The organism is Pseudomonas sp. NFX15 (assembly GCF_049132105.1).
Lineage (GTDB): Bacteria > Pseudomonadota > Gammaproteobacteria > Pseudomonadales > Pseudomonadaceae > Aquipseudomonas.
The window spans coordinates 29,358-46,557 of the sequence record NZ_JAFMPV010000040.1; the positions used below are offsets into that span (position 1 = coordinate 29,358).

The window sequence follows — 17,200 nt, forward strand, 5'->3', positions numbered from 1 at the left end:
GCAAATGTTGAATCTTGGGGTCAGAAAACTCAGTCCAAAGGCGGCACGGGTAGCCCGCGTTTGGCGTAGAAGGCATCGACAAAGGCGGCCAATGTACCCTGTTGAATAGCCTCGCGCAAACCAGCCATAAGCACTTGATAATGACGCAAGTTATGGATGGTATTGAGCATGCTCCCCAGCATTTCGCCGCACTTGTCCAGGTGATGCAGGTAAGCGCGGGAGAAGTTCTGGCAGGTATAGCAATCGCAGGTCGGATCGAGCGGCGAATCATCATGGCGATGGAACGCGTTTCGGATCTTCAGCACGCCGGTATCGATGAACAGATGCCCATTGCGGGCATTACGGGTTGGCATCACGCAATCGAACATGTCCACACCGCGGCGCACACCCTCAACCAAGTCTTCCGGTTTGCCAACGCCCATAAGGTAACGAGGTTTGTCAGCCGGCATCATCCCCGGCAGATAATCCAGCACCTTGATCATCTCGTGCTTGGGCTCGCCCACCGACAGACCGCCAATGGCCAGGCCGTCAAAACCGATCTGGTCCAAGCCCTCCAGGGAGCGCATGCGCAGGTCCTGGTGCATGCCGCCCTGCACGATGCCGAACAGCGCGGCCGTGTTCTCGCCATGGGCTTCTTTCGAACGCTTGGCCCAACGCAGGGACAACTCCATGGAAATGCGCGCGACGTCTTCATCCGCCGGGTACGGCGTGCATTCGTCGAAGATCATCACGATGTCGGAACCCAGGTCACGCTGGACCTGCATCGACTCTTCCGGGCCCATGAACACTTTCGCGCCGTCGACCGGGGAGGCGAAGGTCACGCCCTCCTCCTTGATCTTGCGCATCGCGCCCAGGCTGAACACCTGGAAACCGCCGGAGTCGGTCAGGATCGGGCCTTTCCACTGCATGAAATCGTGCAGGTCGCCGTGCTTCTTGATCACTTCCGTGCCCGGGCGCAGCCACAGGTGGAAGGTGTTGCCCAGAATGATTTCAGCGCCGGTCGCCTCGATATCCCGTGGCAGCATGCCCTTGACCGTGCCGTAGGTGCCCACCGGCATGAAGGCCGGGGTCTCGACGGTACCGCGCGGGAAGGTCAAACGACCGCGACGAGCCTTGCCATCAGTGGCCAGCAGCTCGAAAGACATACGACAGGTGCGACTCATACTGTTTCCTCTGGGCCCGATTCTTTAGGGGCAGTCGGCGCAGGATTACGCGTGATGAACATCGCATCACCGTAGCTGAAAAAGCGGTAACCGTTCTCCACCGCGGCCTTGTAGGCCGCCATGGTCTCGGGGTAACCGGCGAACGCCGAAACCAGCATCAACAGCGTGGATTCGGGCAAATGGAAGTTGGTGACCAGGGCATCGACCACATGAAACGGCCGGCCCGGAAAGATGAAAATGTCGGTGTCGCCACTGAACGGCTTGAGCACGCCATCGCGCGCGGCGCTTTCCAGGGAACGCACGCTGGTGGTCCCCACGGCCACCACACGGCCACCGCGAGCGCGGCAAGCGGCCACGGCATCGACCACGTCCTGGCCGACTTCCAGCCATTCAGTGTGCATGTGGTGGTCTTCAAGCTTCTCGACGCGCACCGGTTGGAAAGTGCCAGCGCCAACGTGCAGGGTCACGAACGCGGTCTCGACGCCTTTGGCGGCAATCGCCTCCAGCAGCACCTGATCGAAATGCAGCCCCGCCGTCGGCGCCGCCACCGCGCCCAAACGCTCGGCGTAGACGGTCTGGTAACGCTCGCGGTCGGCGCCCTCATCCGGGCGGTCTATATAAGGAGGCAGCGGCATGTGCCCGACGCGGTCGAGCAGCGGCAACACTTCTTCAGTGAACCCAAGCTCGAACAACGCATCGTGGCGCGCCAGCATCTCGGCCTCGCCACCACCGTCGATGAGGATCTTCGACCCAGGTTTGGGCGACTTGCTGGAACGCACGTGGGCCAGCACGCGATGACTGTCGAGCACCCGTTCCACCAGGATTTCCAGCTTGCCACCGGAAGCCTTCTGGCCAAACAGCCGCGCCGGAATCACCCGGGTATTGTTGAACACCATCAAGTCGCCGGGGCGCAAATGCTCCAGCAAATCAGTGAATTGACGGTGTGCCAGGGCGCCGCTGACCCCATCGAGGGTCAACAGGCGACTGTTGCGACGCTCGGCCAAAGGGTGGCGGGCGATCAGCGAATCAGGGAGTTCAAAAGTAAAGTCAGCAACGCGCATGATGGGGTGTCGTCTAGCAGGGCCCGGAAGTCTAGCCGAAATAGTGAAAATTCTCTATGTACCTGATTGACCGGCGGTAATCTCATCTCTATACTCCGCGGCCATTGAGCCCTGATGGCGGAATTGGTAGACGCGGCGGATTCAAAATCCGTTTTCGAAAGGAGTGGGAGTTCGAGTCTCCCTCGGGGCACCAAAATTAAGAAAGGTCTTGCTTAGCAAGGCCTTTTTTTTCGTCTGTAGAAAAGCACCTGACACCCCACCGACCTGTAGGAGCCGGCTTGCTGGCGATGCTTTTGCTCCTGCTTTTCTCTTCCACGCCACCCGCACCGCCGGAACATTTCACAAGGATTCCCCCCATGGAATTGCACCTGGAAACCGTCGCCCTCTTCTCCCTCAAACTGGCTTATGAGTCGGAAGGTTCAAGCCCGATTTTGCGGGATGATTTGGTGATGGGGGATTACCAGCGGGATGTGTTTGAGTTGCTGGTGCGGCGGGGGGATGTTGAGGCGATTCAGGTGAAGGTGGATGAGTGTGTGGGGTTGGCGTTGGAGGCTGTTGGGGGTGTGGATAAGCCATTGGGGCGGGAGTTGGGGAGGTTGGCGGGTGAGGTTTCCAATGCTCAGACGATGGAACAAATTGATGCTCCGCTTATCGCGCTCAAGGGTTATCTGAAAGACATCCTCTGACTCATTGAGTCTCACGCAAGCCTGCCCTTGATAGGTTCCAAAATCCGCAAGGGAATGCCCCAACCACGCTCCATGCCGCAATTACCGACAACACCAGAGCCCCAAGAAAGGCATCGGCTGCGCCTCAGCTACTATTACTTTACGCGCCTCAGTCATCACGATACTGTCTGCCATAGCAAATCGCCATAGTGTTGCCTGCCTTACAGAACTACGCTGGCAGATTGATAAGGACAGTGATGACTCCGATCACTACAAAATGATATTTCAATGTAGTCATGAGTGGTAGGTTTATGGAAGAACTTGATGTTGGGCGCTTTCTATCTGTCGCTAAAGCAGATTTAGAATCATGCCTAGATGTAGTTGAGCACAGCGAGTTAATTGGCGAAATCTCTGCAAACATGCGCATACATCACATGCGGTTTGACGGCAATGGTCGCCCAGCAATAAAAGCGCTGGCAGAGGCGCTTTATCAATACATCATCGAATATTGTATATCTTGTAAGAATAGACCAGAACAACTGAACACGAGACAAGCAGCCAAACTTACCAAAGAAGCTAGAGAACTTTTTCGACACCCAAATATTACATCCACCACTCCCGACACTAGTGGAGAGGCTGGAGAAGCTCTATTATTTTTTCTGAGCGAGGCCATACTCGAAGCTCCACAAGTCGTAGCCAAAATGGAGCTTAAAACCAATCGTAGAGATGAAGTTAAAGGCTCTGATGGCATCCACATGAAGTGGAATAAGGCTGATGAGATAGTAGACTTTTACTTTGGCGAGTCAAAGATGTATCAAGATGTGAGTCGCGCGGTGACTGCTGCACTTGATAGCGTGGACGGTTTTCATGATGGAAAAATGTACAAGCATGAATTCAACATGGTCACAAAGCACTTTAAGTATGCAGATGAAAAAATTCGCGAATCCGTGGCTGACCTGATCAAGTACGGAGAGCCGGGCCCAGGAGTTAGACTCAATCACGCTTGCTTAATAGGCTACGACTGGCCTGAATATCGCGGAGACCCTACTGCAAGCACGAAAAAAAACATTGAAGACTTCCGAACCAAGCTACTAAAAGACAGCAGCCGACTGGCTAAAATACTCAACACAAAATTCGAAAAGTTCGAAAAAAAACACCTAAGATTTGAAGTATTCTTCATTCCTTTTCCTTCAGTGCAAGAATTTCGTAACGCCTTCAATGAGGCTCTAGACTGATGAACCTCTCAGAAAAAGAATTCCTCTTCCCGCTAACTAAACTTTACCGTAGTAGCGCGCTGGGCTTATTCTCCCAGCAAAGCGAGCAAAATGACATTTTATCTGAACTTGACTGCAATCGTTTAATTGGACTTGCATCGGCACTTTCGACATCAGATCTTAGTGACGACATAAATCTGTCGTATGAAATCATTACAAGACTTTTAGAAAAATATTCAGAAACCCTACCTAAAATCAACGGGGCAGCCGATCTAATTTTTTCACGAATAGGTAATTTCCCAGGAAGATCACTTCTGCGTACAAGATATACGAATGGAAATAGCCCAGAGATCCCCTTTAGTCTTTCATTGGAAAGGCTTGCTAGAGAGGCAGAAAACTCTGTCAGCAACGAAACGTTACTAACGAACTTCCAATACAAACTCTATTCTTCTTTGAGTGGGGAGCGCTCCTTAAGCGTCTCCGCGCCAACCTCCGCTGGGAAGTCATTCGTCCTGAATATGGACCTCATGCGGAGACTTTCCTCTCAATCTGACAAATGCATTGTATACATCGTACCCACAAGAGCTCTCATCTCAGAAGTAACCTCCAGGATCAGATCTACCGTACGCAATCAAGGAATAAATGACGTAATCATCCGATCAGCTCCCTTTCCATTAGAAAAACATCTTAGATCAAAGAGCGTAGTATACGTACTAACTCAAGAGCGCCTTCTAAGCTTGCTAAAACCTGAGAATGATGTAATTCGAATCGATTCAATATTCGTTGACGAAGCGCATGAGATACACAAGGGCAAAAGAGGCATTGTATTACAAAACGCTGTAGATCTAACCTTAAGACGATATCCCGGCGCGTCAATATTTTTCGCAAGCCCACTCATAAAAAACCCAGGCTACTTCCTCAATCTATTTAACAGATTGGATAACGGTTATTTTTTTACTGAGCAAATATCCCCAGTATCACAAAATATAATTTTAGTCTCCCAGGTAGCTAGGAAGCCAAAACATGCGAACTTTCAATTACTTGCTCGTTTTGGCACTATTGACGTAGGCAATTATGACCTCGGAATAACGTTTCGCCCCCCGATCTTACAACGAAGATCGGCGTTCGCAAAAATTATAACCAAACAAAACGAATCGACAATCATATTCTCAAACGGGCCTGCTGACGCGGAGGATCTAGCCAGGTCGTTAGCCAAATCACTAAAAGAAATAGAAATCTCCGAAGAAATTAAAGACTTTATATCTTTTATAAAAACCGAAATTCACGAAGAACACCCATTAATTATAACCTTACCAAGAGGGGTTGCCTTTCATTATGGCGACTTACCTTCCATTATTAGATCAGGTGTAGAAAACCTGTTCAAATCAGGTGAAATCAAATATATATGCAGCACTAGCACGCTTTTACAAGGGGTAAACCTTCCGGCTAAACACATTGTTATTGAGAACCCTAAAAGCGGTTCCGCTCCAATGCATCGCCCCGACTTCTTGAACCTCGCGGGCCGAGCAGGGAGACTCCTCAAAGAGTTTCATGGAAACGTTTGGTGCCTAACACCTGATCTATGGGAAGAACCGTCATACACTGGAGATGGATTACAGGAAATCCAATCTTCCATGTCAAAAATAATGGAGGATGGAGGAACATTAATCCACGACCTAATGAACGGCAAAGTTGTTAATGAAAACCGAAAAGAGTTAGCCGAGGCGGGACTAGGAAGACTTTTTCATGAAAGCCAAGAGAGTACGGCGGCGGAAATCGTCAAGAAATACGAATCTACCAACAACTCAATCGAACTGACCAAAACATTAAGCATTGTAGAATCGCTTGAAATAAGCCTTCCTTCACGCATTCTCGACACTCATCGAGCCTTGAGACCTGATCATCTTCAAGCCTTATACAATCGATTTATGGAGGAAATTGACGTTAGCGAACTTGTGCTTATTTCACCTTATGAAAAGGGTGGAAAATCGCGCATGGACAAAGCTATAGAACTAATATGCGAAGCATTTGACTGGCAACTCAGTGAATTGCAACGTCTATGGTACGGCGGACTAGCTCACAAATGGATAACAGGAATTCCTATTAGTCAATTAATCAGAGATCGCGTTATTAGAGTTCGCAAAGAGGACCCAATGGCAAAGGCCTCCCCGATAATAAGAACCGTACTTTCTGTAATCGAGAAAAAAGTCAGGTTTAGCCTAGTTAAATATTTCAGTGCATATGAAGACATACTACATCAGGCAATGATCGATAGATGCCACCCAGAACAAACAATCAAAATAGCCCCCTACCACACCTTCTTGGAATTCGGTTCATGCGATAAAGTAAACCTGAGTTTAATGGCTCTAGGTTTTTCTAGATTCACTGCTCTTCGCCTAAAAGGCAGACTCAACTGGGCAGATTCTTCAGAGCCCGAAGACTATCTTGAAATACTAATAAAACAAGACATTTCAAAACTAGGCCTTCCAAAAATGTGCCAGCATGAGATTGAAGATATTCTAGGGCTAAAACAGGGATAATGCAGCGTCATAGAGAAAAAGAAAAAAGAAAAAAGAAAAAAGAAAAAAGAAAAAAGAGGCCAGATTTATTTTAAAGGAAGTAAATCTTCTCTCTTTTTCTTTTTTTCTAAATTTCAAGACAAGCAATTTTGCGACATAATTTTACTTGCGGCATGATTTTAATTTGCCATCCCAATATGATGGCGTGTTATTTATATATTAACGACAAAAAACCAATATGCAGTTCTGCATCCCCCATCAATACAGAGAATGACTTAGTGGCTTGGAACTCAGAAAATGGTGTTTGGCAAACACCTACACAATTGTGGAACGTTGAATCAGACATTCCAGAAAACGCCCCTGAAAACTGGCTTAGCAAAGCTGGCGGAGACTATTACATTGGAATGTCATTTCACATTTCTCCATTTACTATTATTGACGGAGATGGGGTCTTACCACCCAACCTTAAATATCAGCCGTCTGACTTTTACTTATCCCGAACTCACGACCCATATAACAGCTGGGGCGTTAATGCAATTAAAAGAAAATTTCTGAAAACCGACCCCATGAATTTCTGGAGTTGGCTTCCAGGAATCACCGTCTATGACCGTAATACAAAATATAGTTTACCAGCAGAAGACCTCAGCGCCTATGCCGGCACTGAGTGGGCAGACAATGACGCTAGAGTATTTCATGGACTGCATGATGACGAACTAAGAGACAAACTCATAACCAAATATATTCAGGCAATAAATGATATCACTGGCCCACGCTTTTCAGGCTGGCCATTCGGTCAGCGACAACTTAAAGATGCCGCTTTCATTTGGATTCATCACCAGAGCAAAGAAATTCATCGTATTTTGCTTGCCTCATCAATACAGTCTGGCGATAAATTCTCTTACTTCAATAAAAATCTATATGATCCAGGAGATCAATTGGGCTCTTGGGCTAACGCCCCAAGCTCTTGGGATTGCAGGCAACCATTAAGATCTTTATACAAATCAAAATTATTAAGCGCTGATGGTTTCCATGAGATCGCTCTAGTAGCTGCTATTTCTGCAGTCGAAACAGCATTTTTTGAGATCGTCTTATACCTAGAAGGTGGAGATGTTCAAGGAGCAAAATCAAAGATAACAAGCCATACATTTAGAAATCGTGCAAAGATATTAATTTCGTCTTATGGCTACACACTCCCAAACTCTATTTATACCGATCTAACTAAAGCCTACAAAGTCAGGAATTCGATTGCGCACGAACTAGCAAATCAAACACAGGAAAACATCTCCGACCACATTAAAAATTTAGAAAATGTAATAATCTGGTATTATAATATTTAACCCAACCAAACATATAATACCAAGACTAATCGCAACACAAAACCACAAAGAAGCTGGCAGTTTTATATTCACCCAAACAATAATTCCGCCCCACTTTCAACCGGAGAAAACCCAATGGAGAGTTGAGGTGCGTCTGAAGTTTGCGCTGGAGAAACAGGGAGCTCCCCTTACACCACACCCAATATTCCCCCTACCTTTTATACGTCACCGGAAACCAGTTCCAACTGAATCGATTTTAGCGACTCAGCGCTGCTAAGTGCAACACAAGAAAATGCTTTCATTTGCAATTCTTCGAGCTGATTCTGTATTCGTTCGCAGCGCTTTAAATTCTCAGAAGCGTACTTCCTGCGCCGTAAGGTTTTCAAATTAAGATTAATAATAAAGATCGAAGACATCACACCTGACATTGCCGCGCTGATGGCTACCCCAGCATCTCCCCGAACAGCATGCCATCCATGATCAAACATAGCGACACCAAACCCCATTAACTCAAGCGACAACTCTGCGACTTCAAATGTATAGTCTGTCGCCGTTTGCAATAAATCAAAGGAGTCTCTAGAACACTGCGCTTTTTCATTTGCATCCGTAGACTTGTCTCGTTGCACTCGCAATGCGACGACCCGTTCAAAATCCTTTGCATCCTGCTCAAATAAAAACCTAAGCCTTGGCTCTATATCAGAAATTACTTTCCTTGAAATAAACTCAAAAGTTTTATGCGCATTGATACAATCGTCTTTTCTCAAGCTTATGCTGCATACCGTCACCACCATCTTCGCGGCAAGTATACTAAGAAGTGCGGCCGCGCTGCCTGAACCAGGCGAGGCTTTCCCGCTACCAAAATCATTTAATAACTGACCTGCAGGCCTTTCTAGAAGGTCAAAGCCCCCTATAGGCACTTCAATATACTCTTGCTTCATAATCCGCCCTTGGACTAAACCACCAATTGAAAATACTAAGTTCAATAAGCAGCTTTTTTAAATTCGTACAGAAATTTAGCAAAACACAAAACTTCCTAACCTCTTCGCTAGGCCCTGGTCCTTGCTAATGCATCTGCGTCAACGTTCTCACTTCAACCATAAATCCCATACGCCTCTATCAATCTAGTCAATAGACGCGAGCAGTGGCGCGAAGCTACTATTTTGACATCTTTCCGTCTAGTGCAATTGAGGTCGGTCACATTTCGATTCTCGGATAGTTTTCGCCCAAGGTTGCAGGATATACGCCCGCACGATACCCTCCCACCGTCGCTGCCAATTCAGCGACCGGGTGTGGTAACCCGAGTTATTCAAGGCGCTACAGCGCCCCAATCACGTCATCAGGCGCTTTTTTTATGCCTGCGGCGTGAGTTATGGCGGCTGTGCGTGGGACGCCCTCGGGCGTGCCGGTTTCCTTGATTCCCGGTTTACCACCCTGCGCACAGCTGTCACCCATTCGTGTGGTAACGAACGTGGCAGCTCCTCATATCAAGGAGTTGGATAATGCGCAGTATCAATCCGTTTGAAATTTGGCTTTCCCCTCTACGCAATTCCCAATCGCGTAACGCCCTCCCCCATTGCCTCTCCAATCCTCGGAGGTGACCAATGACTGAACAAACTGAACTCAAAACTATCGGCCTGACGCCCGCGATCTACTGTGCGGATCAAGCGCTGTTTCATGTCACTCGCGGGGTTCCTCTCGGCGATGCGTTAGCCATGGCCTCCGATTTTCTGTTCCTGGCTAAGACGCTCACTGAAGATGCTGCTTATGCCAGAGACACTGACCGTCATGCTTGGGCTGCGCATTATCTGACTTCGATGAGTAAGGCGTTGGTGGATGATGCGGTGAAGGTGCTGACGCGGGATCGGACTTGTGCGCCGGTATCCAAGCGGGCGGGGGCGAAGGCTGAAGGTTAGTGTTTGAAGCCTGTGGGGGGGGTGGCTTGCGATGGTGGCAGTTGATTCAGCATTTATGTTGTTTGGGCTGGCGCTATCGCGAGCAGGCTCGCTCCCACAGGGATTGCGGTGAGCTGACAGGCATTGTTTGGCCCCTGTGGGTGTGTGGACTGTGATTGCGGTGCACCATCAGCATTGATGGTGGCTGAGCTGGCACGTTCGCGAGCAGGCTCGCTCAGGGGGTGAACCTGTCTGGAGGGTAATAACCGCGAATTTTTCGGGGTTTGCGTCGAAGCCAGTTAGATCCCGAACAGTTTTCGAGGAAAGCCAGTTTCATCTGGAAACCCCATCGCCTTGAAAGTGCAGCCGGGCATAGCAGGCTTGCGATCGATCAGATCCGCAACATCGTTGATCCAGGTCGAAGCGGGGGCGATCTTCTGTAGCAAAAACCATGTGACCGCAATTAACCCGTACAGCCGCTTCAGCGCGTGCTGATCCAGCCCCAACGGCTGAAAATACGGTTCCACGGGGACCGATAACGGGTTAGCCGAAGCCTGATTCCAGATGCGGGTATGGTGAGCACAGCGGTTGCGCAAATGGCTGATCTGCTGCATCCACCGGCTGAGCATCTTGGCGTTGTTCAAACCGAGGCGTGCGAGTATTAGATTCTGATATTTGCTGGTGAGCAGTTCGAAGAACTCCGAAAGATCGCCGAAATCCCAAGCTTCCACGGCGACCCAAACAGGAATGGACTTACCGGCTCGCAAGTGCCACTGAATGCAGTCCTCCTTACTCCGCGCAATATGAGACCGCTGTTTCAGACTCCAATCTGTCCACTTGTTCCGCGCATTACCACGGCTGTCCGTATACGGCTGGGTCCATTTGTGCAGAATGAATTTCACATTGGTGTAGGCCATCGGGTCGTGATACCCAACCTCGTGAGCCGTTATGGTCTTGAGGTGGACCTCCAGACGCTCGACTGCATCCAGCATGAGCATTCGCAATCGTTTATCGAACTGGTAAAGGTCTACGATCGCATCGAAAGAGGTGGCCGCTTGGAAAGTGTCCAGACGAAGAGGCTTGCCCGCGACCGGGCAGACTTCTTGCTGAAGGCCGTTCATTTTGAATTCCCGCGCCGGGTACCAGAATCCGCTGAGTCGGTAATACCCTAGCTGCGCGAGCTTGCGTTCTGCACGTGACGGGTCATCGATTTGCACCCCCCTGCTGGTCAGGAGCGCAACCATGTCAGGATACGTAAGGAATGGCTTCGGAGGGGCTGGATTAGGCAACTTCCATGTTCCATAAACAAGAAGGCCCGAACGTAATGCCGGACTGAGCCAGCACCAGAGGATCGGGCGCGATTGGGATCAATGCTGCCGTAGCCTAATGACTATGTCAACGTCGACATCACATAAAACATGGTAACGCCAGGGTCCATGCGGGATTCGACGGTGTGTTACAAGCTATATCTAACTCCTACAGCAGCCTGAACAGAGCACTGCGGTTGTCCTCAGGCCATTGCGAAATAGCAGAAGGAGCTGCTCATTGTTTAGCGGCGATGATTAAGGCGCTGGTCGGTGATGCGATGAAGTGCTGACGCGGGTCCGGACTTTTGCGTCGACCTCTAAGCAGGGCATTCAGCAAGGAATTTGGATACCTTGCGCTTTTGCGAGCAAGCTCGCTCCTACAAGGAGCAACGGAATGGATCGGCGGATCTGCTCCGTAGAATCGCCCACGATTCTGATGCTTCTTCTCATCTGCAATGCTTGCTATACATCAGACATCGACAAGCCCTCCGGGCATTAGGCCGGCGTGTGAACGCCCTTTGCGGCACTCAACTAGACTTAATGGATGGTCGTGGACAGAACCGGGCACGTCGCTCTGGTACAGATGGCTTGAAGTGCGCGTGGCAATCTGGTGCTTATGGCCTATTAGAGGTGCGGCAAAGACCGCGCCGAGCACTACACGATGCCCTGGCCACCGGCCTGAAAAACCACGACTCCCCGACGTGGTATGAGCGCCGCAGCCAACACTTTCGGATAACCGACTACCCTCTGTGTGTCCGTGACCGTGAGGATTGCTGAATGTCTGATGAGAGCTTGCACCTGCCTGTGGTCAACACGCTGCTGGAACGCCACAAAAGCTTCCCGGGTGCGCTATTGCCCATTCTTCATGATATTCAGGAGCGCATCGGTTATATCCCCGATAATGCCGTCCCCGAGATTGCCCATGCCCTGAATTTGAGCCTAGCCGAGGTTCGTGGGGTGATCAGTTTTTATCATGACTTCCGGACTGCGCCGCCGGCGCGGCATATCCTGCGGTTGTGCCGCGCCGAGTCGTGCCAGAGCCGGGGGGCGGAGCAGCTGGCGGCGCAGTTGCGTGAGCGTCTGCAATTGGACGATCACGGCAGCAGCGCCGATGGCAACATCAGTTTGCGGCCGGTGTATTGCCTGGGTGCTTGCGCGTGTTCGCCGGCCCTGGAACTGGATGGCCGGGTGCATGCGCGGCTCAATCCGGAACGGCTGGACGCGTTGCTCGACGCTTGTCGGGAGGACGCGTAATGCCGATGCTTTCGCTGTCCTGTGATTCGCTGGCCCGCGCGGTGGGTGCCGAAGAAGTGGCGGTGGCGTTGATCACGCAATCCTGGGATCACGATTTTGCCCTGGAGTTGCAGCGCACCAGTTCACGCGGCCTGTATTGGCTTGAACCGCTGCTGGAAGTGGACACCCCGGAGGGTCGAATCGGCTTCGGCCCGATGACGGCGGCCGATGTGCCGTCGGTGCTGGATGCCCTGAAACGCGACCCGTCCGCTCATCCGCTGGCCTTGGGCCTGGTCGAAGAATTGCCTTGGCTGAAGACGCAACAACGCCTGCTGTTCGCCCGCGCCGGCATTACCCGGCCGCTGTCGCTGTACGACTACCATGCCCACGGCGGTTTCGACGGTTTGAAAAGGGCCATCGCCCTGGGCGGCGAGCAAACCGCGACGGTGGTGTTCGATTCGGGGCTGCGTGGCCGGGGTGGCGCGGCGTTTCCGGCCGGGATCAAGTGGCGCACGGTGCGCGAAACGCAGGCGGCGCGTAAATACATCGTGTGCAATGCCGACGAAGGCGACTCTGGAACCTTTGCCGACCGTATGTTGATGGAGGGCGACCCCTTCCTGCTGATCGAAGGCATGGCGATTGCAGGTCTGTGCGTCGGGGCCAGCCATGGCTACATCTATGTGCGCTCGGAATATCCAGATGCCGTGGCCACGCTGCGCCAGGCACTGCACATGGCCCGGGCCGCCGGTTACCTGGGCTTTGATGTCTTGGGCACTGGCCAGTCTTTCGATCTGGAAGTGCGTGTGGGTGCCGGCGCCTACATTTGCGGTGAGGAAACCGCGCTGCTGGACTCCCTCGAAGGCAAGCGCGGGATCGTTCGTGCCAAGCCGCCGATTCCGGCGTTGCAGGGTTTGTTCGGCCAGCCGACGCTGGTGCACAACGTGCTGACCCTGGCTTCGGTGCCATTGATCCTGGCCAAGGGTGCGCAGTTTTATCGCGAATACGGCATGCGCCGCTCCCTCGGCACCATGCCCTTCCAGTTGGCGGGCAATGTGCGTCGCGGCGGGTTGGTAGAGCGGGCCTTTGGCCTGACCCTGCGAGAGCTGGTGGAAGACTACGGCGGCGGGACCGCCAGTGGCCGGCCGCTGAAGGCCGCGCAGGTCGGCGGTCCGCTCGGCGCCTGGGTGCCGCCCTCGCAATTCGATACGCCGCTGGATTACGAAGCCTTCACCGCCATCGGCGCAATGCTCGGTCACGGCGGCGTGGTGGTGGCGGACGACACCGTGGACATGGCCCGGATGGCGCGCTTCGCCATGCAGTTCTGCGCCGAGGAATCCTGTGGCAAATGCACGCCGTGCCGCATCGGTTCGACCCGGGGCGTCGAGGTGATCGACCGACTGTTGGCCGCGCCGGACCAGGTCAGTCGTGAAGCACAGGTGATCGTCCTCAAGGACCTGTGCGACACCCTGCAATACGGTTCGCTCTGCGCGTTGGGCGGCATGACGTCTTACCCCGTGGCCAGCGCCCTCAAGCACTTCCCTGCCGACTTCGGTCTGCACGCCTCGGAGGCCGAGCAATGATCACTCTCTTCGACCCTAAAACCGATATCGACCTGGGCACGCCGGCTCGCGACAGCCAGGTGCAAGTCACCCTGAACATCGATGGCCGCAGCATCAGCGTGCCCGAAGGCACCTCGGTGATGCGTGCCGCCGCGCTGCTCGGCACCAGCATCCCCAAGCTCTGCGCCACCGACAGCCTGCAAGCCTTCGGCTCGTGCCGTATGTGCCTGGTGGAAATCGACGGCATGCGCGGTTATCCGGCGTCCTGCACCACGCCGGTCAGCGAAGGCATGAGCGTGCGCACCCAGACGCCCAAGCTCGCGACGCTGCGACGCAACGTCATGGAGTTGTACATTTCCGATCACCCGCTGGACTGCCTGACCTGCGCAGCCAATGGCAATTGCGAGCTGCAAACCGTGGCGGGCCAGGTCAACCTGCGAGAGGTGCGCTACGGCTATCAAGGCGACAACCACCTGGCCGATGTGAAGGACACGTCCAACCCCTACTTCGACTACGACCCGGCCAAGTGCATCGTTTGCAACCGCTGCGTGCGCGCCTGCGAGGAAACCCAGGGCACCTTTGCCCTGACCATTACCGGTCGCGGGTTTGAATCCCGTGTATCCGCCGCCGGTGGTGACAATTTCCTCGATTCGGAATGCGTGTCCTGCGGCGCCTGTGTGCAGGCCTGCCCTACTGCGACGCTGATCGAAAAAAACGTGGTGGAACTGGGTCAGCCGGAACGCAGTGTTATCACCACCTGTGCCTATTGTGGCGTGGGCTGCTCGTTCCGCGCCGAGATGAAGGGCGACACGCTGGTGCGCATGGTGCCGGACAAGAACGGCCAGGCCAACCACGGCCACTCCTGCGTCAAGGGGCGTTTTGCCTGGGGCTATGCGACCAACCCGGACCGCATCACCCAGCCGATGATCCGCCAGCACATCAACGACCCGTGGCAGGAAGTCAGCTGGGATGAGGCGGTGACCTACGCCGCCAGCGAGTTCCGCCGCTTGCAGCAAACCTACGGCCGCGACTCCATCGGTGGGATCACCTCCAGCCGCTGCACCAACGAAGAAACTTATCTGGTGCAGAAGCTGGTGCGCGCTGCCTTCGGCAACAACAACGTCGACACCTGCGCGCGGGTCTGTCACTCGCCGACCGGTTACGGCTTGAAGCAAACCCTGGGCGAATCTGCCGGCACCCAGAGCTTTGATTCGGTGATGCAGGCCGATGTGATCCTGGTCATGGGCGCCAACCCCAGCGACGCCCACCCGGTGTTCGCCTCACAGCTCAAACGCCGCTTGCGTGAAGGTGCGCGGCTGATCGTCATCGATCCACGGCGCATCGATCTGGTGGACACGGTGCATGCCCGCGCCGAATTTCACCTGGCCCTGCGTCCCGGCACCAACGTGGCCATGCTCAATGCCTTGGCCCATGTGATTGTCACCGAAGGCTTGCTTAACCAGGCCTTTATCGACGCCCGTTGCGAAGGGAGCGACTTCGCGATCTGGAGTGAATTTGTCAGCCGTGCGCAGAACTCACCGCAAGTGCTTGGCCCGATCTGCGGTGTACCGGCTGCCGACATCTGCGCCGCTGCTCGTTTGTATGCCACCGGTGGCAACGCGGCGATCTACTACGGCCTCGGCGTCACCGAACACAGTCAGGGCAGCACCGCGGTGATGGGCATTGCCAACCTCGCCATGGCCACCGGCAACATCGGCCGCGAAGGTGTGGGCGTGAACCCATTGCGCGGGCAAAACAATGTGCAGGGTTCCTGCGACATGGGCTCCTTTCCGCACGAGTTGCCCGGTTACCGGCACATCTCCAACGAAGTCGTGCGCACGCAATTCGAACAAGCGTGGAACGTCACCCTGCAACCCGAGCCGGGGCTGCGCATTCCCAATATGTTCGAGTCGGCCCTGGCCGGCAGCTTCAAGGGTTTGTATTGCCAAGGTGAGGACATCGCCCAAAGCGACCCGAATACTCAGCACGTCACGGCGGCTCTCTCAGCGATGGAGTGCGTGGTGGTGCAGGACATTTTCCTCAACGAAACCGCCAAGTTCGCCCACGTGTTTTTGCCGGGCAGTTCGTTCCTGGAAAAGGACGGCACCTTCACCAACGCCGAGCGGCGCATCTCGCGGGTACGCAAGGTCATGGAGCCGCTGGGCGGCAAGGCCGACTGGGAGGGCACGGTGGCGTTGGCCAACGCCTTGGGCTACCCGATGAATTACCAGCACCCGTCGCAGATCATGGATGAAATCGCCAGCCTCACCCCGACCTTCACCAACGTCAGCTACGCGGAACTGGATCGCCACGGCAGCCTGCAATGGCCATGTAACGCGGCAGCGCCGGACGGCACGCCGACCATGCACATCGAGCAGTTCGTTCGTGGCAAGGGGCGCTTCATGCTCACCGGTTACGTGCCGACCGAAGAGAAGGTCAACGCTCGTTATCCACTGCTGCTGACCACCGGGCGCATCCTCAGCCAGTACAACGTCGGCGCCCAGACCCGGCGTACGGAGAACGTTGCCTGGCATGACGAGGATCGCCTGGAAATCCATCCGACCGATGCCGAGAGCCGTGGGATCAACGAAGGTGATTGGGTCGGCATCGGCAGCCGCGCCGGGCAGACCGTGCTGCGTGCGCGGATCACCGAACGGGTCGCGTCGGGCGTGGTGTACACCACGTTCCACTTCCCGGAATCGGGGGCCAACGTGATTACCACCGACAACTCCGACTGGGCCACCAACTGTCCCGAGTACAAGGTCACGGCCGTGGAGGTCAGCCGCGTTTATCACCCTTCTGAGTGGCAGAAGCGCTTCCAGGCATTCAGTGATGAACAACATCGCCTGCTGAAGGAACGTCGACACCCCGAGCAAGCCGAGGTGCGCAAATGAGCACGGACAACCTGATCAAGATGGCCAACCAGATCGCCCAGTACTTTGCCACGCAACCGGATCAGGAGCAGGCGGTGCTCAGCGTGCGCAACCACCTGCAAATGTTCTGGGCGCCGAGCATGCGCAAGGCGTTGCTGGCCTGGCAGACCGAGCATCACGGGGCGGACTTGCATCCGTTGGTGCAGGCGGCAGTGAAAGGGGCGGGTTGGGAGGCTTAGCCCGCCGAAAGAAAAAACTGTAGGAGCGAGCCTGAAGTGGTCCAGTTTTTTTAGACCATTCTGTAGGAGTATTACGCCGCTAGCGTTTCAAAGATGGCTGGCGGCAGGTTGTTCGAGGCGGTGTGACAGCGTCTGTGGTTGTAATGAGCGATAAAGTCC

At 53.6% G+C, this 17,200-nt stretch carries 13 protein-coding genes and 1 tRNA gene; 10 read left to right on the forward strand and 4 right to left on the reverse strand.

Annotated features, from left to right (window positions below; genetic code table 11):
- Positions 1–29: 29 nt before the first annotated feature.
- Both tgt and queA read right to left on the reverse strand, forming a co-directional pair.
- Entirely contained in the window at positions 30–1,145 is a 1,116-nt protein-coding gene (tgt, locus tag J1D76_RS26380) for a tRNA guanosine(34) transglycosylase Tgt (protein WP_160387208.1), read from the reverse strand.
- A gap of 14 nt (positions 1,146–1,159) precedes the next feature.
- Positions 1,160–2,224 (reverse strand): tRNA preQ1(34) S-adenosylmethionine ribosyltransferase-isomerase QueA, encoded by a 1,065-nt coding sequence (gene queA, locus J1D76_RS26385; protein WP_421141255.1) that lies wholly within the window; start codon positions 2,222–2,224, stop codon positions 1,160–1,162.
- A 108-nt stretch (positions 2,225–2,332) separates the two neighbouring features.
- Here queA and J1D76_RS26390 point away from each other — a divergent pair.
- The 5 genes from J1D76_RS26390 to J1D76_RS26410 all read left to right on the forward strand — a co-directional run bounded on the left by J1D76_RS26390 (position 2,333) and on the right by J1D76_RS26410 (position 7,959).
- Positions 2,333–2,417: transfer RNA gene (locus J1D76_RS26390), tRNA-Leu, on the forward strand.
- Positions 2,418–2,580: 163 nt separating this feature from the next.
- Positions 2,581–2,910 (forward strand): hypothetical protein, encoded by a 330-nt coding sequence (locus tag J1D76_RS26395; RefSeq protein WP_421141257.1) that lies wholly within the window; start codon positions 2,581–2,583, stop codon positions 2,908–2,910.
- A 290-nt stretch (positions 2,911–3,200) separates the two neighbouring features.
- On the forward strand, positions 3,201–4,124 hold the full coding sequence (locus J1D76_RS26400) for a DUF1837 domain-containing protein (RefSeq protein ID WP_421141258.1): 924 nt from the start codon (positions 3,201–3,203) through the stop codon (positions 4,122–4,124).
- Positions 4,124–6,643, forward strand: coding sequence for a DEAD/DEAH box helicase (locus J1D76_RS26405; RefSeq protein WP_421141259.1), 2,520 nt, complete (start codon positions 4,124–4,126; stop codon positions 6,641–6,643). Before J1D76_RS26400 ends, J1D76_RS26405 begins: the two co-directional genes overlap by 1 nt.
- A gap of 257 nt (positions 6,644–6,900) precedes the next feature.
- Positions 6,901–7,959 (forward strand): hypothetical protein, encoded by a 1,059-nt coding sequence (locus J1D76_RS26410; protein WP_421141260.1) that lies wholly within the window; start codon positions 6,901–6,903, stop codon positions 7,957–7,959.
- 197 nt (positions 7,960–8,156) lie between these two features.
- Here the strand turns inward: J1D76_RS26410 and J1D76_RS26415 are convergent, their stop codons facing one another.
- Positions 8,157–8,876, reverse strand: coding sequence for a cyclodeaminase/cyclohydrolase family protein (locus J1D76_RS26415; protein WP_421141262.1), 720 nt, complete (start codon positions 8,874–8,876; stop codon positions 8,157–8,159).
- Between the two features lie 663 nt (positions 8,877–9,539).
- Here J1D76_RS26415 and J1D76_RS26420 point away from each other — a divergent pair.
- Positions 9,540–9,851 carry a DUF3077 domain-containing protein gene (locus J1D76_RS26420; protein WP_421141263.1) on the forward strand — a complete coding sequence of 104 codons (312 nt, stop codon included), beginning with the start codon at positions 9,540–9,542 and terminating at the stop codon, positions 9,849–9,851.
- A 278-nt stretch (positions 9,852–10,129) separates the two neighbouring features.
- Here J1D76_RS26420 and J1D76_RS26425 read toward each other — a convergent pair whose 3' ends face one another.
- On the reverse strand, positions 10,130–11,074 hold the full coding sequence (locus J1D76_RS26425; RefSeq protein ID WP_421141264.1) for an Abi family protein: 945 nt from the start codon (positions 11,072–11,074) through the stop codon (positions 10,130–10,132).
- A gap of 840 nt (positions 11,075–11,914) precedes the next feature.
- On the opposite strand from J1D76_RS26425, the gene J1D76_RS26430 reads away from it, so the two are divergent.
- Genes J1D76_RS26430 through J1D76_RS26445 form a run of 4 tightly spaced genes read left to right on the forward strand, consistent with a single transcriptional unit; the run spans position 11,915 to position 17,041 of the window.
- Positions 11,915–12,391: a formate dehydrogenase subunit gamma gene (locus J1D76_RS26430; RefSeq protein WP_421141265.1), complete on the forward strand. Its 477-nt coding sequence runs from the start codon at positions 11,915–11,917 to the stop codon at positions 12,389–12,391.
- Positions 12,391–13,950 (forward strand): formate dehydrogenase beta subunit, encoded by a 1,560-nt coding sequence (locus J1D76_RS26435; RefSeq protein WP_421141267.1) that lies wholly within the window; start codon positions 12,391–12,393, stop codon positions 13,948–13,950. Before J1D76_RS26430 ends, J1D76_RS26435 begins: the two co-directional genes overlap by 1 nt.
- Positions 13,947–16,823: a formate dehydrogenase subunit alpha gene (gene fdhF, locus J1D76_RS26440; RefSeq protein ID WP_421141268.1), complete on the forward strand. Its 2,877-nt coding sequence runs from the start codon at positions 13,947–13,949 to the stop codon at positions 16,821–16,823. The genes J1D76_RS26435 and fdhF overlap by 4 nt, the downstream gene beginning before the upstream one ends.
- Positions 16,820–17,041, forward strand: coding sequence for a formate dehydrogenase subunit delta (locus J1D76_RS26445; protein ID WP_421141269.1), 222 nt, complete (start codon positions 16,820–16,822; stop codon positions 17,039–17,041). The genes fdhF and J1D76_RS26445 overlap by 4 nt, the downstream gene beginning before the upstream one ends.
- The last annotated feature ends 159 nt before the right edge of the window (positions 17,042–17,200 follow it).

Excerpts from the sequence above, each read along its gene's own strand:
- tgt (WP_160387208.1), bottom strand. The coding sequence starts at position 1,145 with ATGTCTTTCGAGCTGCTGGCCACTGATGGCAAGGCTCGTCGCGGTCGT.
- queA (WP_421141255.1), bottom strand. The coding sequence starts at position 2,224 with ATGCGCGTTGCTGACTTTACTTTTGAACTCCCTGATTCGCTGATCGCC.
- J1D76_RS26395 (WP_421141257.1), top strand. The coding sequence starts at position 2,581 with ATGGAATTGCACCTGGAAACCGTCGCCCTCTTCTCCCTCAAACTGGCT.
- J1D76_RS26400 (WP_421141258.1), top strand. The coding sequence starts at position 3,201 with ATGGAAGAACTTGATGTTGGGCGCTTTCTATCTGTCGCTAAAGCAGAT.
- J1D76_RS26405 (WP_421141259.1), top strand. The coding sequence starts at position 4,124 with ATGAACCTCTCAGAAAAAGAATTCCTCTTCCCGCTAACTAAACTTTAC.
- J1D76_RS26415 (WP_421141262.1), bottom strand. The coding sequence starts at position 8,876 with ATGAAGCAAGAGTATATTGAAGTGCCTATAGGGGGCTTTGACCTTCTA.
- J1D76_RS26420 (WP_421141263.1), top strand. The coding sequence starts at position 9,540 with ATGACTGAACAAACTGAACTCAAAACTATCGGCCTGACGCCCGCGATC.
- J1D76_RS26425 (WP_421141264.1), bottom strand. The coding sequence starts at position 11,074 with ATGGTTGCGCTCCTGACCAGCAGGGGGGTGCAAATCGATGACCCGTCA.
- J1D76_RS26430 (WP_421141265.1), top strand. The coding sequence starts at position 11,915 with ATGTCTGATGAGAGCTTGCACCTGCCTGTGGTCAACACGCTGCTGGAA.
- J1D76_RS26435 (WP_421141267.1), top strand. The coding sequence starts at position 12,391 with ATGCCGATGCTTTCGCTGTCCTGTGATTCGCTGGCCCGCGCGGTGGGT.
- fdhF (WP_421141268.1), top strand. The coding sequence starts at position 13,947 with ATGATCACTCTCTTCGACCCTAAAACCGATATCGACCTGGGCACGCCG.
- J1D76_RS26445 (WP_421141269.1), top strand. The coding sequence starts at position 16,820 with ATGAGCACGGACAACCTGATCAAGATGGCCAACCAGATCGCCCAGTAC.